Below are 25058 nucleotides of genomic sequence, written 5' to 3' on the forward strand. Positions count from 1 at the left end.
GAACTCGTAGGAGATTGTTATTTAGAGTTATAAACTATTTCTCCGCTAACAATCGTGGTTAGCACGCGCAACTGCCAGAGCTCTGCGGCATCAACCCGGAAAGGATCCTGGTTAACGGCGATAAAGTCAGCAAGGTGGTTTTTGCTGAGGTAGCCGGAACGGTTTTCGATCCCAGCCGCATAGGCTGCTCCGTGGGTGTAGGCTTGCAGTGTTTGCAGTCTTGTTAACCGTTCGTGCGGTTCACGACCCCCTGCGGGAATCCCGTTTTGTTTGGTGCGTGTTACTGCGGCATGCACACCGTGAAAAGGATCGGGTAGTCCGAGCGGGCTATCGGATCCCAAAGCGAGCGTTGCCCCGGTTTTCAGCAAACTCTGCCACGGGTAAAACAGAGTGTCCGCAGAATTAATAATTTCAATACTGCGCGGATAATCGCCGGTGCAGTGGGTCGGTTGCATAGACACACAAACCCCCAGTTCGGCGTAGCGTTTCAGGTCGCTTTCTTTTATAAGCTGTGCGTGTTCGATCCGGTTGCGCAGGTTAAAGCGCGTAGCAATTTCGCGCGTTTTCTCGAAAATATCAAGCACCAGAGTGTTTGCGCGATTTCCAATAGCGTGCACGCTAACAGCTAAACCGTGTTCGTTTGCGGTGATTACATCGCGTTCCAGTTCTTCACGGTTAAAGGTGAGCATACCGTGATTTGAGGGGTTATCCGCGTACGGTTCGTGCAGGTATGCGGTACGCGCGCCGAGCGTGCCATCCGCAAAAAACTTCACAGAAGCGGTGCTCAGCGTGTGGTCGCCGTCACCGGTTTCGCGCCCCTTAGCGAGCGCAATATTCATTTCATTGGCGCGCACAGACTTGTGCACGCGCAGCTTGAGCTGCTCCGCCAGATGCAGCTGTGTAAGCAACACACGAGTGTGCTCGGTATCAAAATCGGTGACGTGCGTGATGCCGAGCGCCAAAATCTGCTGCTGTACCCGGTCAAGCTCCGTAAGTAGCAGCTCGCGCAGCGCGGTGTCAGCCCGTTTAAGCAGCGGTGTTATCGCGTGTTCGAGCAGCTGCCCGGTTAGTTTGCCGTTTGCATCGCGGACAATTTTACCGCCGGCGGGGTCTGGCGTGTCAGCGGTAATTTCGGCAGCTCTCAGGGCGGCAGAGTTTGCCCACCCGGTGTGCCCGTCAGCGCTTGTTATCAGAGCTGGTCTATTTCCAAAAATGCTGTCCAAAAAGGTGACATTAATAAGCTCGCGTCCTCGCTGGTTTTGCGGATCATAGTGCCCGCCTATAATCCACTCTTGGTTTTGGTGGGTGTTGTTGAACTTGCGCAGCACTTCGCTAACCTGTTCAATATCGGTGCAGGAAAAAAGGTTTGGTGCGAGCCTGTCTGATGCCATCATGCCAAGGTGAATATGCGAGTCGTGAAAAGCCGGTAAAACAGCCGCACCCGGCAGCTCAACAACTGCCGCGCCGCACCCGGCAACAAGCCTGGCGGTGTCAAAATCACCGATAAACTCGATAAAGCCGGTCTCATTGCTCACAATTGCGCCGTCAATGGGGGTGTCGGTGTGGAGAGTGTATATGCGCGAGTGCTTGTACACGGTTTTTTGTTTTAAGATTGTTTGAATGGCGGTTACGCTCCTTTGGTTGCGACTACTGCGGGAGTTTTTGCGGCTAATCCCGCACGTTTTGTAAGCTCTGCTGTTGTTTCGTGTGCGGCGGATGTGTCACCTGAGGCGGGTGCTTCGACCGCAACTGATGTTGCGCCCGGGGCGGTCGCAACATCAGTTTTGTGGGTTGCGCTAATAAATCCGGCGGCGCTCATCGCACAGAGAAGCTCTTGCGGAGCTTCAAGGCGTGCTATTGAATCCACCATTTTATCGCCGAGTTCTGCAATAACGCGCGCTATCGCGGATCTGCACGCGCCGGCTGTGACCGCCGTGCTGCTTGCAGCGGCGCTCGCTGCATTGCCCATGGCTGCACTATCCGCTGTACCCCCTGGCGCATTGGCTTCTGGCACATTGCTTGCCGCGCCCGCAGGAGCGCTCGCTGGAGCTGTTGTGTTTGAAACTCCAGCTGTAAATTCGTAACTCTGCTTGGCGTATGTAACGTCCGCGTCCGTCGCCACTGTCGCAACTATTGCAGCCGGAGTGACGCTCAAAATCAGTGAGAGTTCGGTTTTACCCGCGGAGGTTAAATTCATCACAGAGGGCTTTTTTGCGGGCTTCTTATGCGCTGTTGCAGAATGTTCATTTTTGAACGTAAACTTTAACTCCATAATTAACAAGCATAGCGATTTTCAAGCGGAAAAGTAATATATTTGCGCGCCGCTGTAATCGTCGTGTAAGCTACGAGTTTTCTCAGCCGGGTCGCGTTTAGCTTTGGTAAAATTGATTCTTACCTCTTTGTATCTAAACCCCTAGGATTTTCTGTGATTGCAATGATAACAGCTTTTAGCGTTCTGTTTCTTGCGGTTTTGGTGTCCTATCCGCTGCTAAAAAGAGTTGGCACGGCGGCGTTTAGGTTTTTAGCTCTCGCGCCGGCAATCGCGTTTATTGCGCTGTTGCAGCTGCTCCCGCAAACTCTCGCGGGTGAGGTGATCGTTTGGCGCGGCGAGTGGATCCCGCAGTTCCACATCGGTTTTAGCTACTACATCGATCTGTTTGCTAACGCGCTCGCCCTGCTGGTGACAGGCGCTGGCGCGTTGATTCTGTGCTACTGTGCCCGATACTTCAGCGTCGATGACTCGAATGTGCCTCGTTTTGCGACGGTGTTTCTGCTTTTTACCGCGTCGATGCTCGGGCTTGTTGTGGCAGATAACGTCTTTCTGATGTTCATTTTCTGGGAAGCCACGACCGTGCTTTCCTTCCTGCTAATCGGTCACAACGGCACGCGTCGGGCGAGCCGCGCGGCAGCATCACAGGCAATTATCATCACAACCCTGGGCGGTTTGGCGATGATGGTGGGTCTGTTGCTCCTGGTAGATGCCAGCGGGCACAGCGATTTGAGCGCGATTGTGGCGGATCCGCCAGCGGGTGCGGCTGTTACCTGCGCGGTATACCTGCTACTGGCCGGCGCGCTGTCCAAATCGGCGATTTTCCCGTTCCACTTCTGGCTGCCGCAGGCCATGGCCGCACCAACCCCGGTTAGTGCTTACTTGCACGCGGCGGCGATGGTTAAAGCGGGTATTTATTTAATTGCGCGGCTTGGTCCTGCGTTTGGGGATGTGCCCGGATACCGCGTAGCGCTTGTGACGCTCGGCGCGGTAACCATGATTCTGGGGGCTTTCCGCGCCCTGCGCCAGTATGATTTGAAGCTTGTGCTCGCCTTTGGCACCGTGAGTCAGCTGGGAATGCTCGTTATGCTCTACGGCGTGGCGGATCCCAATATTGACGCAGCCGCGACGGCGCTCCTGTTTGCGCACGCGCTTGCAAAAGCGCCGCTGTTTTTGACCGTCGGTATTATTGAGCATCGCACGGGCACGCGCGATATGCGCAAAATATGCGGGCTTGCGCGGGTGTCGCCAGCGCTCGCGGTTATTGCATCTCTTGCCGGACTTTCTATGATGGGGGTAATCCCGCTGCTCGGCTTTGTTGCCAAAGAAGCCGCGCTAACAGAACTTTTTGCAGCGGATCTTACGGGCGTGCGTGCGCTCGCGCTCGCGGTGCTGGTTTTTGGGAGTATTCTTACCGCGGCCTACACTCTCAGATTTTTGTTGGGCGCTTTTGCCGATAAAAAACTTATGCCAGAAACAGACAAACCTGTTTCAAAGCAGCACCGCGATATTATGTTCGCGCCTGCCGTGTTCGCTATTCTAGTGCTTGGCGGTGGCGTTTTTGCCGGTAGCTTGGATCCTGTTTATCAGCGGATCCGCCCGGAATCGCACGCGGAACACCTCGCGCTCTGGCACGGTCTAACGCCCGCGTTTTACACGAGCCTGGCAGTTCTTGTGGTGTCGGTTGCGGTGACTTTTGCTGCGGGAATTAACCAGAGCAGGTTGATTCAGCTGGATAAAAAATACTCGGCAAGCTCGATGTATTTTGCCGCGATCCGCTGGCTTGACAGGGTTGCCGTGCAGATTACGGGGCTAACACAGCGCGGATCGCTGCCGTTCTACCTCGCGGTTATTCTAATCGTTGCCACGGTGGCGATTGGAGTGCCGCTCGCAGTTGGAAGGCAGCCGCTGTCGGCAACTGTGCTTGGCACCCCGCAGCAGATCGCGATTGCGCTGGTTTTGATAGTCGCCGCGATCAGCACACTGTTTGCGAAAAAGCGCTTCCAGTCTGTTATTATGGTCGGGTTTACCGGATACGCGATGACCGTTATGTTCGCGATCCACGGCGCGCCTGATCTCGCACTAACCCAGCTGTTGGTTGAGACCATTACACTGATTGCATTCGTGCTCGTGATCAGGCGACTGCCGCAGTATTTGGCTCGACATAATCGCACTGCGCTGAAGTTTGCGCACCTGACAATTGGTGCAGCAATCGCGCTCGCCATCGGCTGTTTAACACTCACCGCTATTGCGGCGCGCACGGCAGAGCGGGTGTCTGCTAACTTTTCAGATCTCGCGGTGCACGGCGGGCACGGCAAAAACATTGTCAACGTGACGCTTGTTGACATCAGAGGCTGGGATACCTTCGGTGAGCTGGCTGTTGTTGTTGCCGCCGCCACCGGTATCGCCTCACTGGTGTTCTTATCCGCCAGAAGCGATAATTTACCTAAAATCAGCAGGCGCGACGCTAAACAGGACGTATGGCGGCATTTGCGGCGGGTTGCGGATCCGCAAGACCCGATCGATCGCGGTATTTGGATGATCGCGGGGCACGATATCAGCCCGGAAAAACGGTCAATAATTCTTGAGGTTGTTGTGCGGCTTATTTTCCATGCGCTAATAGTGCTCTCAATATATATGCTGCTTGCCGGGCACAATTCGCCCGGAGGCGGTTTTGCTGGCGGGCTTATTGGCGGTATCGCGCTGGTGGCGCGCTACCTTGCAGGAGGTCGCACAGAGCTTGGCGCAACCGTGCCGTTTGACGCGGGTAAAATTGTTGGCTCGGGCATGGCAATTGCGGTGCTTGCAGCTGCTGTGCCGCTGGTGTTTGGCAAACCGGCACTGTTTTCGAGCTGGGTTGATTTAGATCTGGGTATTTTTGGTGAGCTGCCACTTGTGAGCTCAACGGTTTTTGATGTCGGCGTGTACTTTATTGTGTTTGGGCTGGTGCTTGACGTGCTGCGCACCCTGGGAGCACAGATTGATGTGCACGTTGATGACGAGCGAGAGGGGAGAGCGTAACTATGGTAACCAGTGTTTCTCTCGTGCTAATTTTGGCGATGGTTGTGCTGTACGCGGTTGGATTCACGCTGCTTTTGGATCGTGGTCTAACTAGAATTCTGCTCGGCTTTTTGCTGGTTGGCAACGCAACAAACCTGCTGCTCTTCATTATGAGCGGCAGTTTTGGTGCTGCCCCGATAGCGGGCGACGCTCCAGACAGCGAGATAAGTGATCCGCTGCCGCAGGCCTTTATTCTAACCGCGATTGTGATTACGTTCGCCGTTAGTGCATTCCTGCTGGCGCTGATTTATCGCTCGTTTAGACACGTTGACAACCAGGGCGACAGCGTGCGCGATGACGAAGAGGATCGCGATGTGGCACGTCTTGACAATGCAACCGAGCTTGTGAACGATGCCGAGCTTGATCAGGTGAGTGACTTTGATGCTGACGGTGACGGGCTGGACGACCGGGTGACAAGCCCACAGCCGGTTATCTCGGAGGCGGCTGCCGCGCGCAACAGGGACGATCGGAACGGGGTGTAGCCGTGGGTTATGAAGTGCTAGTTCCGATGGTTGTGATGGTACCGCTTCTTGGTGCTGCCCTGGCTCTCGTGTTTAGCCGTAGACTGCGTGTGCAAGCGGCTATTACTGGTGGTGCGCTGCTAGCTGTGGCAATTATCGGCGCGGTGCTGATGTGGCAGGTTGATGTTAACGGCACCGTTGTAATGGCTGTTGGCGGATGGCAGGCTCCCGTGGGAATTGTGCTGATGGTTGACAGGGTTTCGGCGCTGCTACTCACGGTTTCTGCGGTTGTGCTGTTTGCGGTTTTGGTGTTCAGTATGGGGCAGCGCCTTGCGGACGGCGACGAAGAAGCCCCGGTTTCAATTTTCTATCCATGCTATCTGGTGCTGGGCGCGGGAGTTTTTGATGCCTTTATTGCGAACGACCTGTTTAACCTCTATGTCGCCTTTGAAATCCTGCTCGTGGCGAGTTATGTGCTGCTGACAATGGGAGGAACTGCCGCGCGGATTCGCGCCGGGGTTACCTATATTGTGGTTTCCTTGGTTTCATCGATCCTGTTTTTGACCGCGATTGCGATGATCTACGGCGCAACGGGCACGGTTAGTATGGCGCAGCTATCTTCCAGAGTTGCTGATCTTGACCCCGGAATGCAGCTGATTCTAAACCTCACGCTGCTGATCGCGTTTGGTATTAAAGCGGCGATTTTCCCGCTTTCATTCTGGCTACCAGACTCGTACCCAACCGCGCCGGCTCCGGTTACCGCGGTTTTTGCGGGTCTGCTCACAAAAGTGGGTATTTACGCGATTCTGCGCTCACAAACCCTTATTTTTACGGATTCCGACATCAACACGCTGCTAATGTGGATCGCCGGAATCACGCTGCTTGTAGGCATTTTGGGCGCTATTTCACAGCGCGATGTGAAGCGCCTGCTGTCGTTCACACTGATAAGCCACATCGGATATTTGTTGTTTGGTGTTTCGCTCAACACCGATCTTGGTTCAGCGGCAACTGTTTACTACATTGTGCACCACATTATTTTGCAAACAACCATGTTCCTAATTGTGGGAATGATGGAGCGGATGAGCGGCACTACGAGCTTAGACGGGCTTGGCGGGCTTGCTCGCAAAGCACCTCTGCTTGCTGCGCTGGCGTTTGTAACGGCAATAAACCTGGGCGGAATCCCGCCGTTTTCAGGGTTTATCGGGAAAATTGGGCTGCTCAGCGCTGCCGTTGAAGATCCTAATCCGCAGAAATATATTATTATCGGTGTCGGCACTCTGGTTTCGCTGCTAACGCTGCACGTGCTTATTCGAATGTGGTCAATTTCGTTCTGGCGACCCAAAAACAAAGAAAACGAGCTGCTCGTGCCGGGCAGTATTCTGGATCGGCTGGTGCAGGCACCAAACCCTGAAATTGCGCGCGAATCGCGTTCGGTGCCGGCTTTGATGACGGCTTCTGCTGTTGGCATGGTTGCAATCACACTGCTTTTGACGGTGTTTGCCGGTCCGCTCGTAGCGTACGCCGAACGCGCGGGTAAGGTCTTGCAGGATCCTGCTGCGCAGGTAGATTGGTATTTCCAGCAGCACGAGGTTAAGGAGATGCCGTAGCGGATGAATAACAGAAAAGATGGTTTTACGCCGCAGCAGAAAGCCTTTGGGCGGAAGTCGGGCTATTACACCGGGTTGATTCTGAAGCAGGTATTGCTGCTGCTCTGGCTTACTTTTTTGTGGGTTATGCTCTGGCAGGAGCTCTCGTTGCTGTCAGTGCTATCTGGAATGCTCGTTTCGTTTTTGGTGATGCGGCTGTTCTTCCTGCCCCCGGTTGAGTTGTCGGGGCGCTGTAACGTGATTTACGCGCTAAAGTATCTCGTCGTGTTTGTTTGGGAGATGGTACTCGGATCGCTGCAGGTTGCCTTTGTTGCGTTTCGGTTTAGCAAAAAGCCGCAGACTGCTATACTAGGGGTGCAGCTGTACACCAGAAATGATTTTTTGCTCACTCTCACCGCGCTAACAGTTTCCCTGATTCCCGGCTCGGTTGTTGTTGATGTGGACAGGTTCAACTCGACCCTGTATCTGCACGTGCTCAACGCACCAAGCAAAGAGTCACAGCAGCGGGCGTACGCCTTTGTGCATCAGATAGAGAACCTGCTGATTAACGCTATTGGAAGCAAAGCTGAAATGGAGCGGATTCGTGTCTCTGCCTGAAATGATAATTGTTTACGGCGGCGGGTCGCTTTTTGTGACCGCCGGGTTGCTCACTCTTATCCGTGCGATTAAAGGTCCTACGGTGCTCGACAGAATAGTTGCTGCAGACGTGTTTTTGACGATAATAGTTTCTGTTATGGGAATTGAGCTGATAGTTAATCGGCACACGCACACGGTTGCTGTGATGGTTGGCGCAACCGCGACGGCCGCGCTGGCAACAATTACGGTTGCGCGATTTGTGCGGCGTCGGGCAAAAGAAGCTGACGAGTTGCAGGGCGCGGGCAGCTACACGCAGATGATTGACGTTTCGGGAGCTGCTGAAAACGACGACGTCGCGGCGCGTGGCGCAGTTCGCGAAAACACCGAGGGGAGCGGCAGATAGTGTCTCAGCAGCTTATTTTAGAGTACATTGCGGCGACCCTGGTGATCTGCTCCGGTCTGCTGTCCATTGCCGCGAGTGTTGGTCTGCTGCGGTTCACCGATACGCTAAGCAGACTGCATGCGGCCACTAAACCGCAGATTCTTGGTCTGCTGCTCATAATTTTTGCGGCAGCGTTCTACCACGGGTCAATAAAAGTTTTGTTTGTTCTAATTCCCGTCTTTATTCTGCAGTCGCTAATAGCGCCCGTTTCCGCTCATATGGCTGCCCGCACCGCATACCGTGCAGGTCACATAGACGCAACAAATCTTGTTGTTGACGAGCTTGATCCGGTAATTCAAAAGGCAAACACTGGCGTGTTAAACCAGGCGGGGCTTTCACTGCCAGCGGAAGAATCAGCGGAGCTAATCGATCCGCACCGAATACACAAAAAATAATCTGGCAGAGGGTGTAGTCTACTTAGACTGATATTATAATTTTTAGCAAAGAGAGGTGTGAAATGTGCGATAAAGATAACCTGTTTGACAGCACTGAAGTGCGTGTAACAGATCAGTTCCAGGCTGATTTGGCGGCTATGATCGCCCATCGCACAACCGATCTGAGCATTGCAGAGAGCGCGGCAGTGGGGGCGCTGCCATCGGGAGCGGCGCTGCTAATTGTGCGTCGTGGGTCTGATCTGGGCGCGCGTTTTCTGCTGGATCAGGACATCACAACCGCGGGGCGTAACCCCAAGGCGGATATTTTTCTTGACGATGTCACAGTTTCTCGGAGTCACGCGGAGTTTGTGCGCCGCGGCACAAAGTTCTCTGTGGTTGATAAGGGTTCACTAAACGGTACCTACTGCAATTGTAAGCGGATCGAGTCGGAAATAGCGTTGCAAGACGGAGATGAAGTTCAGGTTGGTAAATACAGGTTCACCTTTTTTGCCTCACGGTTTGATATTGCGAAGGGAGCATAGGGGTGCGTGCTTTAAACACCGCTGCGCTTAGCAGCAAAGCTAAAAACGCGCGCTTTAGTATCGGTCAGGTGCTGGAGGCACTGAGCGACAATTTCGCAGATCTTACGGCCTCTAAGATCCGCTTTCTAGAAGACCGCGGGCTGATTACGCCGGAGCGTTCCAACAGCGGGTATCGCAAGTACACGCAGGCGGATATCGAGCGCTTGCGTCTAATTCTGACGCTGCAGGCGGAACACTTCCTGCCCCTTAAAGCTATTCTGGAGCTGCTAAAAGACATTGACGCGGGCAAAGACCCGGTGATTCCGGGTGCTGCTGCGCCGCAGGATGCGGTCAGCATTTTCAGCCCGCACAAGGTTTTAACGCGCGATGAGCTTGCCACCGCAACCGGGGTTAGTCAGGCTTTAATCCGCGATGCTATCCGTGCTGGAATTCTGCCGGGAGCTGAGGTTTTTCCTGCGGTGACGGTGAATCTTGTGAACGCGCTTGGCAGGCTTGCCGAGCACGGCATAACCCCGCGCCATCTGCAGAGCACTCGTGTTGCGGCGGAAAAGCAGGCGGCGGATATTTCTCACATTGTGCGTTCGCGCGGCGGTGTGAACGGCGTGCATGAGCACTACGAGCAGGCTCTGCAGATTGCGGAACTGTTTGAAACCGTGCGAATTAGCGTTGTGCGTAACGCGCTGCGCAGGTAGTAGTAGGCGACGCGCGGCAGGCTCGCAAATTACGCTGGTTTAGGGCATTATTGATAGTGGATGTTTTAGGAAGGACCGTTAATGAATTATAGTGAAATACCGCTCGAAATAGCACTTCGCGATGGAATGCTGTTTGACGACGGGCTTCCTACATACGACAGCAATAGCGGCTACAACTCAAAGAGCGTGGCTCTTGTTGTGGGGATAACACTGCGGCAGGTCGATTACTGGACGAGCACAGGGCTTGTGCAGGCATCAGTGCAGGACGCACGCGGATCCGGCTCGCAGCGCCTTTACAGCTTCCGCGATATTCTCGTTATGAAGGTTATTAAAAGCCTGCTCGACGTTGGTGTTTCGCTGCAGAAAATTCGCGGCGCGGTTGAGCAGCTGCACGAGGTTGGTGTGCACGATCTGGCGCAGGCGACGCTGATGAGCGACGGCAAGGGTGTTTATCTGTGCTCATCACACGACGAAATAATTGACCTGTTAAACAAGGGTCAGGGAGTTTTTGGGCTGGTTGTTGGCAAGCTCGTGCACGAGGTTGAAGCTGAGCTAACAGATTTTGAACAGCATCGGGCTGAGAGCGTGACCGCGGTTAATGACGTTGTTGCGTTTAGAATTGCTAAAACCGGTTAGACTGAGGCTGAAATAATTAAAGTTGTGCGCGATCAATAAAGACGACCTCGCACAACTTTTAATTTTTTTATTAGAGGATAGTTTCGCCTGTTTCGTCTAAAATATCATCGGTGTTAAACAGCGGCGTGCTGTTTTGCGGGGCTGCTGGAATATTCATATTCATTGATTTTGCAGCAATGTCTAGCAGCGTATCGTAGCTTCCAGCGGCTTGTCTTGCGCCGTCGGTTGGCCACATATGAATTGGTTTTGCTGAGCCCGTTGACTGCTGCACAGAAGAGCGCTCCATAAAAACGGGGTCGAGCACCATCGCCCCGAACATTTCGCGCATCTCACGAATCCGATATTTGTGCTCGGGGGATTTGGAGCGTGTGCGGTTAATAACTATGCCGAGCGGCGCGAGGCGGGAGCTGATTCCCGCGCGCACTTCATCAATTGCGCGGAGCGCCCGATCCGCCGCCGCAACCGAGAACAAACTCGGCTCGGTGACTATTAGCGTGCGGTCGCTGGCTGCCCAGCCGGTGCGGGTTAGCGCGTTGAGTGACGGCGGGCAGTCGATGATAACAAAGTCGTATTCTTTTTCGAGCGGCGCGATAGCGTCTTCAAGACGCCAAATATCACGCATCGAAGGGTGCGGCCCGTCGTGGTTAATCGCCGAGGGGCTGCCCAGAAGCAGGTCGATATGCCCGGCGTGATGTTTGTTCCACCCGCTTTTTACGATCGCGTCGCGCATCCGTGCGGGGTTGGCGAGCACATCGGCAATATTTGCCTGCCCGCTGGGGTCAACGTCAAGCCCGGTTGAAATATCTGACTGCGGATCAAGATCTATAACGAGTGTGCTTAACCCGCGAGAAAACGCGGCCGAGGCCAGCCCCAGCGCAATGGTGGTTTTACCAACGCCACCTTTTAAAGAACTCACACTTAATACCTTCACGCCTCTGATTATACTTACTTAGGATGCAATATCGGCTGTGAGTGAGGCTGACGCGGCGCGCTTTTTGCTATGCTGGGTGTGCGTTTGCGGTGTGCGCGGGGCGGTGTGTTGCCGCAGCGGGCGTGCGGTGACCGGGTTTGCTGAGCGGATGTTTGTGCGGATGTTTGTGCGGATGTTTGTGCGGATGTTTGGGTGTTCCTTGGGAGAAGCGCGCTCCGGGCGGGGTGTGTGGCTGCGGATAGCGCGAACGGCATCTTACGAATGTCTTGGATAGTGTTTAGGTTAGGAGTTTTATGGCGATCCGTGCGATTAGAACTTTTGGCGATCCTGTTTTGAGGCAGCGATGCACCACGGTGACAGATATTACCGACGGTGTGCGAGCGCACGTTACTGATCTTTTAGAAACCGTTGATATGGATGGCAGAGCGGGGCTTGCATCAACTCAAATAGGTAACACGATGCGCATTTTCAGTCTTAATATTTGTGGCAAAATCAGCTATATAATAAACCCCGAGCTGGAAACTTTTGGTGAGCTGGAGCCTGTTCGAGAGGGGTGCTTGTCTGTGCCAGATTTAATGTTTCCTGTGCTCAGGTATCCGCGCGCGCGAGTTACAGGTGTTAACCTTGCCGGGCAAAAAATTTTGATTGAGGGTGATGGGCTGCTCGCGCAGGCACTGCAGCACGAGTGCGACCACTTGGAAGGCAAACTGTATATTCAGCGCTTAGCACCTGAGTTGCGCCGCGAAGCGATGCGCCAAATCCGTGGTTCGAGCTGGTTTTAAGCTTGCGTTGCAACGCGGCAGATTCGCGTTTTAAGCCTTAAGTAGCGCCGTGAAACGCAAGATTCGCAGCTCGGGCTGGTTTTGAGTCTGCACCGCGGATGTGGCAGCGCGTGCAAGATGGCGCGCTTAAGAGAGCACGACACCATACATAGAGCGCAGCTATTGCTGCGGGGCTTCTCCGCCGTAGAGCGCGGTGATATCCGCTTCGAAATCACGCAAAATATTCTCTCGTTTAATGCTCAGCTTGGGTGTTAGATGCCCCGATGCCTCGGTAAACTCAAGCGGCAGAATCGTAAACTTACGGATCGACTCCGCGCGTGACACCGACTTGTTGGCGCGGTCTATTGCGCGTTGCACGCCCGCTCGTACGGTCGGGTTTTGCGCCGCCTCCGCAAGCGACATCCCGGGGTCTTCGTCGTGGTTTTTAAGCCACAGCGGCAGCATTTCAGCATCGAGCGTGATTAGTGCGCCGATAAACGGGCGCTTCTCGCCAACAACAACCGCCTGCCCGATCACGGGGTGCGCGCGGAGCGGATCTTCAAGCACCGTCGGCGCAATGTTCTTGCCGCCGGCTGTGACGATAATCTCTTTTTTGCGCCCGGTTATTTTAATGTACCCGTCGCTGTCGATAACGGCATGGTCGCCGGTGTGGAAATATCCGTCACTGGTGAAAGATTTTGCCGTCAGCTCGGGGTCTCTCCAGTACTCTTTGAAAACCCCGATGCCCTTCACGAGCAGCTCGCCATCAGGCGCGATTCGCACGCTCGTACCCGGCAGTACCGGCCCAACGGTACCTATTTTGAACTTGTGCGGCAGGTTCACACTGAGCGGCGCGGTTGTTTCTGTGAGCCCGTACCCTTCGAGAATTTTAACACCCAGCGAACGGTAGAAGTGCCCCAGATACGAGCTGAGGGGAGCGGATCCGCTCACTGCGTACCGCACCCTGCCGCCGAGTAGTTTGCGCAGCTTTGAGAACACCAGGAAATCAAACAGCATAAACCTGAGCTTCATTAGGAACGGTACGTGACCGTTATCAAGAGCTATGGAGTGTGAGACCGCGACGCGCGCGGCGGCTCGGAAGATTTTACCCTTGCTGGCGAGTTCAGCTTTTTGCTCTGCACCGTTGTAGATTTTTTCAAACACGCGCGGCACGGCCAGCAGGAACGTCGGCTTGAAAGTGCCCACGAGGGGCAGTAGCTTGCTCGGTGCGGCGTGCCCCACTCGCACGCCGCCGTAAACGGCCAAGATCGATATTAGCCGCGCAAACACGTGCGCGAGAGTTATGAACAGCAGGGTTGCAGAACCCTGCTGGTCGATGATTTCAGGAATATCCACCCGAATATTACGGCACAGCCCAATAAAGTTGCGGTGCGTTAAAACACAGCCCTTCGGCTTGCCAAAGGAGCCGGAGGTGTAAATAATTGTCGCGGTGTCGTCCGCTCCCGCGCTGAGGCGGCGAGTTTCGAGCTCTTGATCGTGCACGCTCTGTCCAATTTCGACCAGCTCGGCGAGGGCATTTTTGTCCATCTCCCACACCTGTTTAATGCTCGGCACAGCGTCTGCAACCTCCTGAAACTTTGCCTTGAGCGTATCGTTCTCGATAACAATCGCGCTCGCGCCGGAGTTATTGAGAATCCACTCGATCTGTGATGCGCTGCTGGTTTCGTAGACGGGCACCATAATCGCACCGGCGTAAAAGAGCGCAAAATCAATGAGAGTCCACTCGTAGCGAGTTTTGCAGATGAACGCGATCCGCTCGCCGGGGCCGATGCCGGTTGCTATAAACCCCTTTGCCAGGCTCTTGACCTGGCCGTGAAAACTGGCGGCGGTTACGTGCTGCCAGCTGTTATCTTCCTGCGGAATGGAGAAAAGAATACGCTCGGGTGTTTGCGCGACGCGCTCTTCTAGCAGGTGTGTAATATTTTCAAATGCTGCAACTTCGATGCTTGCTGGCAGTGAGGTTGATTCCAAATCTTTCAGCTCCTTGTTTAGAATTAAAGAGAATATTTCTGGTGTTTCTAGTTAGCGAAAGTTTAGCGGTTGAAGGTTATAAAACAGTTATATTCAGGCAAAACTGAGATAAATATATCTCGCGTTGTATTCTTGATAAGGGCGCTAAAGAGAGGAAAGTTAGGGTGCTTTACTGGTTTCTAAAACACATGGTATTGGGTCCGTTGCTACGGGCGATTTATCGACCCTGGGTTGAGGGTGCGGATAATATCCCCGAGTCCGGTCCGGTTATTATCGTGGGCAACCACCTCTCGGTGATCGATTCCTTCTTTCTGCCGTTGATGATTAAAAGGCGCGTCTATTACCTGGCTAAAAGTGACTACTTCACAGGTAAGGGTGTGAAGGGCGCGTTCGTGCGCAATTTTATGCTGGGAGTCGGACAGCTGCCAATTGACCGCTCGGGTGGTAAAGCCAGCGAGGCATCACTCAACACGGGTTTGCAGCTGCTCAAAGAGGGTAAGGTTCTTGGTATCTACCCGGAGGGCACGCGCAGCCCCGACGGTAATCTCTACCGGGGGCGCACGGGCGTGGCGCGGCTAATTCTCGAGTCCGGCGCAAAAGTGGTTCCCGCGATTATGGTTGACACCGACAAGGCAATGCCGATAGGTGTGAAGATCCCTAGAATCAAGCGGATCGGCACTATTATTGGTGAGCCACTTGATTTCAGCAGGTTTAAGTCGCTCGCAGCGGATCGTTTCGTGTTGCGCAGCATCACAGACGAGATTATGTTTGAGATCCAACGCTTGAGCGAGCAGAATTACGTTGACGTGTACGCAACGACGGTAAAGGCGCGATTAGCTCGTGAGGCAAAGGGCGAGTAGCAATAGGACGCTGTATAATAGGGTATTCTGTTTTAGGATCTTAAAAATTATAGAGGTAGCAGACAGATGACCGTTAATTTTGCGCACACCGCGCTGTTAAAAGAGCTTGACGAGTATGTCAATTTAACCGCTAAACAGCAGCCGCACTGGGAAGATAAAACCGAGCTAGAGCGAGTTAAAAAACAGCTCGCCTCACAGCCGCCGCTTGTTTTCGCGGGGGAAGCGGATAGTTTGCGCAGGCAGCTGGCTGATGTTGCAGCCGGTAAGGCGTTCCTGCTACAGGGCGGCGACTGCGCCGAAACCTTTGCTGGGGCGACGGCTGATAAGATCCGCGACAGGGTTAAAACGGTTTTGCAGATGGCGCTTGTTTTAACCTATGGCGGTCTGCTTCCCGTGGTTAAAGTTGGTAGAATGGCTGGGCAGTTTGCGAAGCCGCGTTCGAGCGATGTTGAAACTCGCTGCGGTGTGACACTGCCGGCTTTTCGTGGGGAGCTGGTGAACGGGTTTGAGTTCACTGAGCGGGCGCGCCGCGCTGATCCGGAGCGGCTGCTGCAGGGCTACAATGTTGCGGCGTCGACGTTAAATTTGATCCGCGCTTTTACGCAGGGCGGGTTTGCGGATCTGCGCAAAGTGCACACCTGGAATCAGGGTTTTGCTGAGAACCCGGCTAACGGGCGATATCGTGAACTTGCGGCGGAGATTGATCGTGCCGTGCGATTTATGGACGCCTGCGGGGCTGGCAACAGCGAGATGTCGCGCACCGATTTTTTTGTGGGGCACGAGGCTCTGCTGCTCGACTATGAACGCCCGCTGACGAGGGTTGATTCAATCTCGGGCAAAATATACGACACATCCGCGCATTTTTTGTGGATCGGTGAGCGCACGCGCGATTTAGACGGCGCGCACGTTGATTATCTGTCAAAGGTGGCAAACCCTATTGGTGTGAAACTCGGCCCAACAACCACGGTTGATGATGCGCTGGCTCTGATTGATAAGCTCGATCCGGAGCGGATTCCTGGCAGACTTACCTTTATTACACGTATGGGCGCGGGCAAGATTCGTGATTTACTACCGCCATTATTGGGTGCTCTGCAAGACGCGGAGGTAACTCCCGTGTGGGTTACTGACCCAATGCATGGCAACGGGATAACAACCGCGACGGGATATAAAACCAGGCGTTTTGATGACGTGATGGACGAGGTGCAGGGATTCTTTGAGGCGCATCGCGAGGTTGGTACGGTTCCCGGCGGTGTGCACGTTGAGCTGACGGGCGATGATGTCACAGAGTGTCTGGGCGGTGCTGCAAAGATTGACGAGGCAACGCTTGCAACGCGCTATGAGTCGGTTTGCGATCCGCGCTTAAATCATATGCAGTCGCTCGAACTTGCCTTTTTAGTTGCTGAGCAGCTGCGCCAGGAGCAGTTCTAGGCTGCTTTTGTGCGGCGGATGCCGAGCGCTTTGCTTGCGCTCACCTGCTTTGCCGATGGCGTGCCTTTTTGTTGCTGGCGAGTGTTTTGCCGTTGACGTGTACCGTTTGAGCGTGTACGCCCTGTGCCACACAGGCGGTGGGGTTAAGCGCTACAGCTCAAAGCCGAGGTTGATATCACTGCCGAGTGGCACTTCTGTGCCTGCGGCGGGGTCGGTGTCCTTCACGCGCACCGCGTTGCGCAGCAGCGGCGGCACCGCAGTTTTCGGCTTAAAACCTGAGTTCTCTAGAATCTCAATCGCCTCACTCATGCGCTTACCAATAACGTTTGGCACCTCGCGCAGTTGCGGACCTTTAGAAACCACAAGCGTCACAGTGTCACCCGTGTTCACAGATTCGTCCGTTTCAAGACGGATCACCTTACCCTTGGCAACATCATCGCTGAACTCTGATTGAGCCTTCTCAGAATTAGCGTGCAGCCGAGCAGACTGCAGAGTTTTAACCGCGTCAGCGGGGGTCATACCGGCAACGTTGGGAAGCGCGCCAGCAGAGACAACAAAGTTAATTTTGCCCTGTTCGCGGTATGTTTCGGTGATTTGATTGCCGTCGGGGTCAAGCGCTGCAACAACAGTGCCGGCAACCTCGCCATCAAAGGTTTCACGCACAACTTCACCGGCATTAAAACCAGCAGACTGCGCTGTTTTCTTGGCCTCGTCAAGGGTTGCACCAATGAGCTGCGGCACAGGGAGTATTTTAGGTCCGATTGACACGCAAATTTCAACCTGTGTCTCCGGCTTGGCGCGGCTGCCCGCGCCCGGTTTTGTTTGCACAATCTTGCCCGGCTCAATATCCGGGCTGGTGCACTCGGTTTCAACCGTGTTAAAACCTGCGCTTGAGATTTCCTGTTGCGCTTCGGCTGTGGCCAGTCCGCTCACATTGGGAATTGCTCTGAGAGATCCCGGACCGCGCAAAAACCACCACGATCCGCCTCCGAGCGCGAGCACCAGCGTAACAATCAGCAGAGCGCTTATTTTCCCCCTGCGTTGCCGTTTTGCCGCAGCGCTTTGCGCACGCTCGAGCGCCGCTGGCTGGGCGGTTTCGCCATCCGCTTGATTTCCTGTGGGCAGCAGCTGCGTTGTGGCGTGCTGGGTTGATGATAGCGCTGCTGTTGTTGCGTATGCCGTGTCGGCCAGTACGCGCGTGCTGTTTTGGGTTTGCTCCAGCGGTGTCGTGCTGTTGGGCTGGGCAACTAATGCTTTGAGCCTGGCGAGCACGATTGCCGCGTTTGCGGGGCGCTGCGCCACATCGCGGATTGTGCACCAGCGCACGATCTCGTCGAGGGCATCGGTGGCCTCCGCCGAGATTAGTGACGGCGCGGGCACGTTTTCGTTCATGTGCTTGTAGGTTATTTGCGCGGCGTTTTCACCCCGGTACGGCTGCACACCCGTGAGCATTTCATACAGCATAATGCCGAAGCTGTAAATATCGCTCGCGCATCCCGCGGTTTCGCCTTTAATCAGCTCTGGCGACATATAGGGGATCGTCGCCATTACCTCAGAGCTGGCGGTGGTGTTATTGTTTGCACCGCGTGTGAGACCAAAATCGCCGATTTTAATCCGCCCGTCATCGGCGATTAGCACGTTTTCCGGTTTTACATCGCGATGCACAAAGCCTGCGTTGTGAGCCGCTGCCAGACCCGAGAGCACTGCGATACTGATTTTAATGGTCTGTGAGGTTGTGAGGCGTTTTCGTCGTTCTATCATGTGGCGGAGCGTGATGCCATCCATGTACTCCATAACCAGAAACGGAATATCCTCGTGATCGTGGCTCTGGTCAAAAACGTTTACAACGTTTGGGTGACTCAGGCTTGCGGCGATCCGCGCTTCACGGTCAAAGCGGCGCACAGACTCCTGTTTGCGGGCTTCTTGCAGGTGCATTGATTTAACTGCAACCAGGCGGTTAAGCCGCAGGTCGCGGGCGCGGTAAACAGCGCCCATGCCACCACGGGCAATGGGCTGCTCAACAAGATAGCGCCCTTCAAGAGTGCAACCGACTAGGCGGTAACCGCGTTCTGAATCCACAACTATAGAGTTTACGCCGGTAAGTTTATAGATCACCTAAAATGGCGCGCGAGCGGATCGGTGAGTGCGGATGTGACGCTGGCAGGGCGGGGTGTTAAGGGGGGCGACCGGAGGCGCATTATCGGGGCAGTGCGCTGATTAACACCGCGGGCACTGCAAGCAGTAACTGTCAGACAGCTGTGGCAAAGTTGATGTTATGGAAAATATTGCAACCTATTCTATTGAGGAAACCGCCGAAATTATCGGACTGAGCCAGAGCAAAGTGCGGCGGATGCTGCAAGATAACGAGCTTGCAGCCATTAAAGCGGATGGTGAGGTGCGCGTGCCACAGGAGTTTCTGCTCGATGGGACACCGCTAGCAACCCTGCAGGGCACGCTCACAGTGCTCGCCGACGCGGGAATTAAGGGCGAAGCGGCAGTGCAGTGGCTGTTTACCGCAAACGAACAGCTAGACAATCTCGCCCCTGTGACAGCGCTGCGTGAAGGTCGCAAAAAACCGGTGCGCGCCGTGGCGGCTCTGCTTGCGCTTTAAATCTCGCGATACGCTAGCTTTTTGGCGAGTATAACCAGCGATTCTGAAACAGCTGCGGTGAACTCTGCTGACCTGGCGTATGTGCTAGCCTTGGCAACGCTGCTTTCGATTATTCTCTCAACCTCTGCAACCGCCCCTGTCTGTTTGATTAGCTGGCGCAGCATCTCCACTGTTTGCTCGTTAATGTCGCGGCTGCCAAAAACCTCGTCAAAAAACTGCAGCTCGCGCCCAATGAGTCGCTCGCGCGCGAGCGTTGCGAGCACTGTCCGCTTGCCCTCGATTAGATCGTCGCCGGCTGGCTTGCCGGTGCGCTCGCTGTCGCCAAAAACCCCTAAAATATCGTCGCGCAGCTGAAACGCCATACCCGCAGGAATCCCGTACCCGGAGAGATCCGCCATGGTTTTTTCGCTGGCGTTCGCAAGAGCCGCGCCTATTAAAAGCGGCTCAGCAACTGTGTATTTCGCTGATTTGTAGAGCAACACCCGGGTGGCGCGTTGCAGCTGCGCGTCTTTCGGGCTGAACTCGGGGTACTGCTCTTCTAAAACGTCGAGGTACTGGCCGAGCACAATTTCCGTGCGCATCCTGTTGAATCTGGCGTGCGTGCGCTGCGCCGTTGCCGTGGGAAGCTCGGCTGTGGCTTCCTGCATCAGCATATCCGCCCATGATTGCAGCAGGTCACCGAGCAGAATTGCTGCGGTCGTGCCGAAGTGGGAAGCGGATCCGCGCCACCCGCGATCTTGATGGTGTTGCGCCATACTGGCGTGCGCGGACGCTGCGCCCCTACGAGTTTCGGAGCGATCTATAACATCGTCGTGAATTAGCGCCGCCGCATGAAAAACCTCGAGCGCGCTGGCCGCGGTTATCACCCGCGCTGTGGCGTCATCGAGCGGCTGGGTGAAGTTGAGCGGGGCTGTTGTTTGATATCCAAGCACGGTTGCGTAGGCGCGGAAGCGTTTACCGCCGCGCATAAAATCGCTCGCCCGCTGCAGTAGTAAATCGGTGTCCGCGCCGAGCGGCTCGAGTGCTGTGCGTTGGCTGGCTACAAAGGTATTAATACGCTGTTGCACAAGTTTGGCAAGTTGCGATGAAAGATTCTGCACACTAATTAGCTTAGCTTCAGAATCGCACATTAAACTTATGGCAGGCGTAAAGGAGTTGAAATGTCTTTTTCAGATGATGAGCGCGAGCTTCTAGAGAATCTCGAGCGCGATTTTTATGCGTCCAAAATCGATGTTGAAATTCCGCGGGCGCAGTCGAGTCAGGTTAGCTTCCGGTCACTTGTTTACGGTGTTTTGCTGGGTATCGCCGGCGTTGCGCTGATGCTTTTTGGCGCCAGCACGGAGCAGATTTTGCTTGGTGTGCTCGGGTTTATTGTGATGGTTGCGGCAGTTTTGCTTGCAACCAAACCGCGCAAGGGTGATGTTAGTGCGGCGCAAAAAGCGGGCGTGCCGTCTGCTCCCGGGTATAAATCTGCCAAGAAATCTGCCGGTACAGGCTTCGCGCAGCGGATGCAGAATCGCTGGGATCGGCGGATGCGCGGCGATCTTTAACGCAGCTCTGTTTTTCTAGTCGCTCACCGCTGTTGCGGGGAGCGACTTTTTGTGCGCGATTATGTATTTTCCCGGCGCGCAGCATCAAGCGGGGCGGATTTTCTGCGTTTGCTGAAGATTTTAAGGTGTAGCATCTGGCTGGGGCGGATTTTACACACTTCTTGGGGTTTCTAAGGCGTGCAGCATCTAGCGGAGCAGATTTCGTGCGTCACTAGGGGTTTTCTAAGCACACCCCGTGCCCAGCAGCCAGCTTTCCAACTGTGCATCTTGCTCAACAGGGAGCACTGCGCCATTTATGCTCCACTTTTCTCCACACCTTTGTTTGTTTGGTAATAAGCACGTTTCCTGAGTGTTTTTTGCAACCCTGAGAGTGCAAAATAAGCAAAGGTGGAGTAAAGTGGAGTGAAATGTTTCGTGGCGGGAGGTGAAAATGTTTTTAGGCACGTTTAATCCGAAACTTGACGATAAAGGGCGACTTATTTTACCCTCCAAGTTTCGTGCTGAATTTGCGAGCGGACTCGTGATTACACGGGGTCAAGAACGCTGCCTATATGTTTTCACAATGCAAGATTTTGAACAGATGCACGAGCGTATTCGATCCGCACCGCTCGCCTCCAAACAGGCGCGAGACTATATGCGCGTGCTGCTTTCTGGTGCGCACGACGAGATTCCCGACAAACAAAATCGCGTCACCATCCCGCCGCAGTTGCGCGAATACGCCTCGCTCACAAGGGAGCTTGCGGTGATCGGCTCGGGTGCGCGCGCGGAAATTTGGGATGCGCAGCTGTGGCAGAAGTACCTTGCCGAGCAGGAACAGAAGTTCTCAGAGGTTGCTGAGGAGGTGATTCCGGGGCTGTTTTAGCCACGTACCGTATGAATACAAGCGACACAAAAACTTTACACACGCCGGTTATGCTGCAGCGGTGTCTGGAGCTGCTCACAACCGAGCAGGCAGAGCGCGGCGCAATTATTGTTGACGCAACGCTCGGGCTGGGGGGGCACGCGCAGCACATTCTGGAGCGCTTTAAGCGCAGCACCGTGATTGGGCTGGATCGCGACCCGGCTGCCCTAACGCGCGCGAGCGAGCGGCTTGCCAGCTACAAAAACAGATTTTTTGGTGTGTACGCCGTTTACGATGAGCTGCCGGAGGTGCTCGAGCAGATCCGCGAGCGAGAGGGCATTACGCTGCCGTTTGCTGGGGTGCTGTTTGACCTCGGAGTCTCTTCTATGCAGCTCGATTTTGCCGCGCGCGGCTTCTCATACGCGCAAAACGCGCCATTAGATATGCGGATGGATCAGTCACGCGGCAAAACCGCCGCTCAGCTACTAGCACAGCTGAGCGGCGGCGAGCTGGCGACCCTGTTTCGCCGATACAGCGACGAGCCGCTGGCGATGCGATACGCAGCCGCGATTGTTAGCGCGCGTGAAGAGGGCGCAATAACAGAGAGCGCGCAGCTGGTGGAGATTTTGCAGCGGGCAACTCCGATGAAACTGAAACAGCAGCGGCACCCCGCCAAGCGCGTGTTTCAAGCCCTGCGCGTTGCTGTTAATGATGAGCTGACAGTTCTTGAGCGCGCAATTCCATCCGCTATGAACAGCCTCGCTGTGGGCGGGCGCGTAGTTGTTATGTCGTACCAGTCACAAGAGGATCGCATCGTGAAAAAAGAGTTTGCGCAGCGGGTCCGCGACAACACGCCACCCGGCTTGCCGCAGCAGCTGCCAGAGCACGCGCCAGAATACCGCCTGCTAACCCGTGGGGCTGAGCAGGCTGGCGCGCAGGAGCAGGAAACAAATCCCAGGTCAAAACCGGTTAAATTACGCGCCGCCGAGAAGGTGAGATGAAAATGAGCAATACAGTAGCGGTTGTAAAACAGCAGCAGAGCGTTGTGCGGGTCGTTCCCACGACACTGGCGCAGCCGAAACGTGAGCGGATGGGGCAGCTGTGGTATTTGCCAGCCGCAGCGGCCTCGCCAAAGCAGCACCCGATAGTTTGGGTAGTTGCAAGCCTTGTGCTGTTTGCGATGATAGTTGCGGTGAATATTGCAGTTTTCGTGTCAACCGCGCAGGACGCACACCGACTGTCGGAGATAACCGTGCAGCAGGTTAATGCCGAGCGCACTGTGAAGGTGCTGGAGCGGAATATGCTGACGCTGAACTCGCCGCAAAACCTTGCCGTTAAAGCGCAAGAGCTGGGAATGGTGCAAAACACTTCGCCTGCGTATTTGCGGCTCAGTGACGGTGTGATTATGGGATCGCCAAACGCGGCAACCGAGCTGGTTAGTGGTAATACCGTGCAGAATGATGCGCTGGCGCATCTTGAAGCCACTAACGAAAAACCCGCCGGTCAGGTGGGGGTTGCTGCGGTATCCGCTGCGCAGCCGGTGACAACCTGGGAAGGGCTCTTGCCTGTTCCGCAAACACACTAAAATATGGCAGAATTACGTGTTTTAACGGGCATAACAGACGAGGAGCGCAGTGGGTGATTAAAAAGCTTGTTGATAGGCGACGCCTGCTCGCTTTCACGCTTGTTGTCGTCGTTATTGCGGTGTTTGCCGGGCGGCTGTTTTCGCTGCAGGTTGTGCAGGCTGAGCAGCTGACGGCCGAGGCTCAGGGGCAAATCGGGGTGGAGAGTGTGCTGCAGGCGGTGCGCGGAGATATTGTGGATCGTAACGGCAGTGTGCTAGCAACAACTCGTGAACTCTACGACGCTAAGTTGTCACCTAAAAACACGCGCGAAAACAAGGGTATTTTCTACCGTTTTAACCAAAGCACAGGAAACCGCGAAAAGGTCACAACAGAGGCCGCACTAACTGAAATTGCGGCGATTGTTGACAGACCGGCTGAAGAGCTGATCAAAGCGGTTAATGACGAGCTGGCAGAAAATCCGAAATCTGATTTTATGTACGTAAAGCGCGGCATTGATCTGGGACAGCTGCGCCAGCTAAAAGAACTCGGTGTGCCGTGGATGACGTACGAGTCGGTTTTTGACAGATCGTATCCAAACGGCGCGGTTGCCGGTAATCTGCTTGGCTATCAGTGGGAGGATAACGGCCCCAAATTTGCCGGAATTGAGCGTTCACAAAACGAGTGTTTAACCGGTGAAGACGGTTTTGAAACCTATGAGAGATCAGCGGATGGGATGGCGCTGCCAGGAAGCCGGGTTGAGGTTAAAAAACGCACAAACGGCGGTAAAGTTGCGCTCACAATAGATCGTGACTTGCAGTATCAGGTGCAGCAGATTGTTAATTTAGCGCGTGAAAAAACCGGCGCTGAATGGGCTATGCACGTTGTTATGAACGCAAAAACGGGTGAACTTTTGGCAGTTGCCGAAGACAACTCTGTTGATCCTAATAACACTGCCGCATCAGATCCAAGCCGGCTGGGTTCGCGCGCTTTTTCAAGCCCTTACGAGCCTGGCTCGTCTTTTAAGGCGCTAACAGCCGCGATGGCAATTAACGAGGGCAAAGCAACGGCAATAACGCAAAGTAGCACCCCGTACGAGTGGCGCCCCGAGCCGGGAGTTGTTTTTAGTGACGCGTATCCGCACCCCGAAACAAGATGGACACTCGCGGGTATTCTCGCTGTTTCATCCAACGTTGGCACAACCATGATTGGCGGTCGCGTAGACAAAAACGTGCGGTACGAGTATTTGAAAAAGTTTGGACTGGGTCAGGCGACCGAGGCGGGAATGCCGTACGAGGAATCCGGGCTGCTGTACCCCGCAGCGGAGTGGGACGCGCAGAGCAGCTACAATATTATGTTCGGGCAGGGTGTTTCTTCAACTATTATTCAAACTGCGGGAGCCTATCAGGCGCTCGCCAATAAGGGTCTGCGCATCCCTCCGAGCCTGGTTAAATCCTGCACCTCTGACAACGGCGAGGTGACCGAGTTTAACCACGGCGAGCCGGTGCGGGTTGTGAGTGAGCAGACGGCAGCTGAGGTTACAGACATTCTTGAGAACGTGGCTAACTACGGCACGGTTTATGACCGTGTGCATATAGACGGTTACCGCGTTGTCGGTAAAACCGCGACCGCTGAGCAGTCTGATGGGCGGGGCGGATACAGGAGCGACTACATCAACAGTTTTGCCGGGTATTTTCCAGCCGATGATCCGCAGTATGTTGTTGTGAGCTCAATTGCGTTCCCGCAGCGTTCAAGCAGTGTCGCCGGAACTTCCTGGCGTGATACTGTGCGGGCAACGATCCGCCATTTCCAAGTGCCGCCATCGCAGGGCGAATATCGCAAGCTCCCGCTCGAGTATTAAGT

Annotated in this window: 24 protein-coding genes; 18 read left to right on the forward strand and 6 right to left on the reverse strand. The window is 54.7% G+C overall.

The annotated features are described in order from the left end of the window. Positions 1-17: 17 nt before the first annotated feature. Together KJY78_RS02530 and KJY78_RS02535 are read right to left on the reverse strand one after the other, a co-directional pair. Positions 18-1595 carry an amidohydrolase gene (locus tag KJY78_RS02530; protein ID WP_214337019.1) on the reverse strand — a complete coding sequence of 526 codons (1578 nt, stop codon included), beginning with the start codon at positions 1593-1595 and terminating at the stop codon, positions 18-20. A 32-nt stretch (positions 1596-1627) separates the two neighbouring features. Next, positions 1628-2197 carry a hypothetical protein gene (locus KJY78_RS02535; RefSeq protein ID WP_214337021.1) on the reverse strand — a complete coding sequence of 190 codons (570 nt, stop codon included), beginning with the start codon at positions 2195-2197 and terminating at the stop codon, positions 1628-1630. 237 nt (positions 2198-2434) lie between these two features. Here KJY78_RS02535 and KJY78_RS02540 point away from each other — a divergent pair, with 237 nt between their 5' ends. The 9 genes from KJY78_RS02540 (at position 2435) to KJY78_RS02580 (ending at position 10659) form a co-directional block, all read left to right on the forward strand. Then, positions 2435-5290 carry a Na+/H+ antiporter subunit A gene (locus KJY78_RS02540; RefSeq protein ID WP_214337120.1) on the forward strand — a complete coding sequence of 952 codons (2856 nt, stop codon included), beginning with the start codon at positions 2435-2437 and terminating at the stop codon, positions 5288-5290. A gap of 2 nt (positions 5291-5292) precedes the next feature. Beyond that, positions 5293-5811: a Na(+)/H(+) antiporter subunit C gene (locus KJY78_RS02545; protein WP_214337023.1), complete on the forward strand. Its 519-nt coding sequence runs from the start codon at positions 5293-5295 to the stop codon at positions 5809-5811. A gap of 2 nt (positions 5812-5813) precedes the next feature. Then, complete coding sequence (locus KJY78_RS02550) at positions 5814-7397, forward strand: Na+/H+ antiporter subunit D (RefSeq protein WP_431732321.1); 1584 nt, start codon at positions 5814-5816, stop codon at positions 7395-7397. 3 nt (positions 7398-7400) lie between these two features. Then, entirely contained in the window at positions 7401-7994 is a 594-nt protein-coding gene (locus tag KJY78_RS02555) for a Na+/H+ antiporter subunit E (protein WP_214337026.1), read from the forward strand. Then, entirely contained in the window at positions 7981-8376 is a 396-nt protein-coding gene (locus KJY78_RS02560) for an MrpF/PhaF family protein (protein ID WP_214337028.1), read from the forward strand. Before KJY78_RS02555 ends, KJY78_RS02560 begins: the two co-directional genes overlap by 14 nt. Next, positions 8376-8810, forward strand: a complete 435-nt coding sequence (locus KJY78_RS02565; protein WP_214337030.1) for a cation:proton antiporter — start codon at positions 8376-8378, stop codon at positions 8808-8810. Before KJY78_RS02560 ends, KJY78_RS02565 begins: the two co-directional genes overlap by 1 nt. A gap of 62 nt (positions 8811-8872) precedes the next feature. Continuing rightward, positions 8873-9331 carry an FHA domain-containing protein gene (locus KJY78_RS02570; protein WP_214337035.1) on the forward strand — a complete coding sequence of 153 codons (459 nt, stop codon included), beginning with the start codon at positions 8873-8875 and terminating at the stop codon, positions 9329-9331. Positions 9332-9333: 2 nt separating this feature from the next. Then, complete coding sequence (gene ftsR / locus KJY78_RS02575; RefSeq protein ID WP_214337037.1) at positions 9334-10023, forward strand: transcriptional regulator FtsR; 690 nt, start codon at positions 9334-9336, stop codon at positions 10021-10023. An 81-nt stretch (positions 10024-10104) separates the two neighbouring features. Beyond that, positions 10105-10659: a MerR family transcriptional regulator gene (locus KJY78_RS02580; protein WP_214337039.1), complete on the forward strand. Its 555-nt coding sequence runs from the start codon at positions 10105-10107 to the stop codon at positions 10657-10659. A 70-nt stretch (positions 10660-10729) separates the two neighbouring features. On the opposite strand, the gene KJY78_RS02585 is transcribed toward KJY78_RS02580, so the two are convergent. Then, a complete protein-coding gene (locus tag KJY78_RS02585) occupies positions 10730-11575 on the reverse strand; it encodes a ParA family protein (protein WP_431732322.1) in 846 nt (281 codons plus the stop codon). 308 nt (positions 11576-11883) lie between these two features. Between KJY78_RS02585 and KJY78_RS02590 the strand changes: the two genes are divergently transcribed. After that, positions 11884-12372 carry a peptide deformylase gene (locus tag KJY78_RS02590; RefSeq protein ID WP_214337041.1) on the forward strand — a complete coding sequence of 163 codons (489 nt, stop codon included), beginning with the start codon at positions 11884-11886 and terminating at the stop codon, positions 12370-12372. Between the two features lie 159 nt (positions 12373-12531). On the opposite strand, the gene KJY78_RS02595 is transcribed toward KJY78_RS02590, so the two are convergent. Continuing rightward, entirely contained in the window at positions 12532-14343 is a 1812-nt protein-coding gene (locus KJY78_RS02595) for an AMP-dependent synthetase/ligase (RefSeq protein ID WP_214337042.1), read from the reverse strand. Positions 14344-14507: 164 nt separating this feature from the next. On the opposite strand from KJY78_RS02595, the gene KJY78_RS02600 reads away from it, so the two are divergent. After that, positions 14508-15203: a lysophospholipid acyltransferase family protein gene (locus tag KJY78_RS02600; RefSeq protein WP_214337043.1), complete on the forward strand. Its 696-nt coding sequence runs from the start codon at positions 14508-14510 to the stop codon at positions 15201-15203. A gap of 66 nt (positions 15204-15269) precedes the next feature. Further along, positions 15270-16631, forward strand: coding sequence for a class II 3-deoxy-7-phosphoheptulonate synthase (locus tag KJY78_RS02605; protein WP_214337044.1), 1362 nt, complete (start codon positions 15270-15272; stop codon positions 16629-16631). A gap of 150 nt (positions 16632-16781) precedes the next feature. On the opposite strand, the gene pknB is transcribed toward KJY78_RS02605, so the two are convergent. Continuing rightward, complete coding sequence (gene pknB, locus KJY78_RS02610) at positions 16782-18746, reverse strand: Stk1 family PASTA domain-containing Ser/Thr kinase (protein WP_214337045.1); 1965 nt, start codon at positions 18744-18746, stop codon at positions 16782-16784. 160 nt (positions 18747-18906) lie between these two features. Between pknB and KJY78_RS02615 the strand changes: the two genes are divergently transcribed. Beyond that, complete coding sequence (locus tag KJY78_RS02615) at positions 18907-19242, forward strand: Rv2175c family DNA-binding protein (RefSeq protein WP_214337046.1); 336 nt, start codon at positions 18907-18909, stop codon at positions 19240-19242. Here KJY78_RS02615 and KJY78_RS02620 read toward each other — a convergent pair. Beyond that, positions 19239-20372 (reverse strand): polyprenyl synthetase family protein, encoded by a 1134-nt coding sequence (locus tag KJY78_RS02620; RefSeq protein WP_214337047.1) that lies wholly within the window; start codon positions 20370-20372, stop codon positions 19239-19241. The two genes, KJY78_RS02615 and KJY78_RS02620, sit on opposite strands and share 4 nt — an antisense overlap. A 30-nt stretch (positions 20373-20402) precedes the next feature. On the opposite strand from KJY78_RS02620, the gene KJY78_RS02625 reads away from it, so the two are divergent. The 5 genes from KJY78_RS02625 (at position 20403) to KJY78_RS02645 (ending at position 25056) form a co-directional block, all read left to right on the forward strand. Further along, positions 20403-20792 (forward strand): DUF3040 domain-containing protein, encoded by a 390-nt coding sequence (locus KJY78_RS02625; protein WP_214337048.1) that lies wholly within the window; start codon positions 20403-20405, stop codon positions 20790-20792. Positions 20793-21222: 430 nt separating this feature from the next. Next, positions 21223-21654 carry a division/cell wall cluster transcriptional repressor MraZ gene (mraZ, locus tag KJY78_RS02630; protein ID WP_214337049.1) on the forward strand — a complete coding sequence of 144 codons (432 nt, stop codon included), beginning with the start codon at positions 21223-21225 and terminating at the stop codon, positions 21652-21654. An 11-nt stretch (positions 21655-21665) separates the two neighbouring features. Next, positions 21666-22634, forward strand: coding sequence for a 16S rRNA (cytosine(1402)-N(4))-methyltransferase RsmH (gene rsmH, locus KJY78_RS02635; RefSeq protein ID WP_214337050.1), 969 nt, complete (start codon positions 21666-21668; stop codon positions 22632-22634). A 2-nt stretch (positions 22635-22636) separates the two neighbouring features. Continuing rightward, positions 22637-23218, forward strand: a complete 582-nt coding sequence (locus tag KJY78_RS02640) for a hypothetical protein (protein WP_214337051.1) — start codon at positions 22637-22639, stop codon at positions 23216-23218. 53 nt (positions 23219-23271) lie between these two features. Next, positions 23272-25056: a peptidoglycan D,D-transpeptidase FtsI family protein gene (locus KJY78_RS02645; protein ID WP_214337052.1), complete on the forward strand. Its 1785-nt coding sequence runs from the start codon at positions 23272-23274 to the stop codon at positions 25054-25056. Positions 25057-25058 lie beyond the last annotated feature (2 nt).

It is taken from the genome of Canibacter zhuwentaonis, assembly GCF_018531145.1.
Taxonomy (GTDB): domain Bacteria; phylum Actinomycetota; class Actinomycetes; order Actinomycetales; family Microbacteriaceae; genus Canibacter; species Canibacter zhuwentaonis.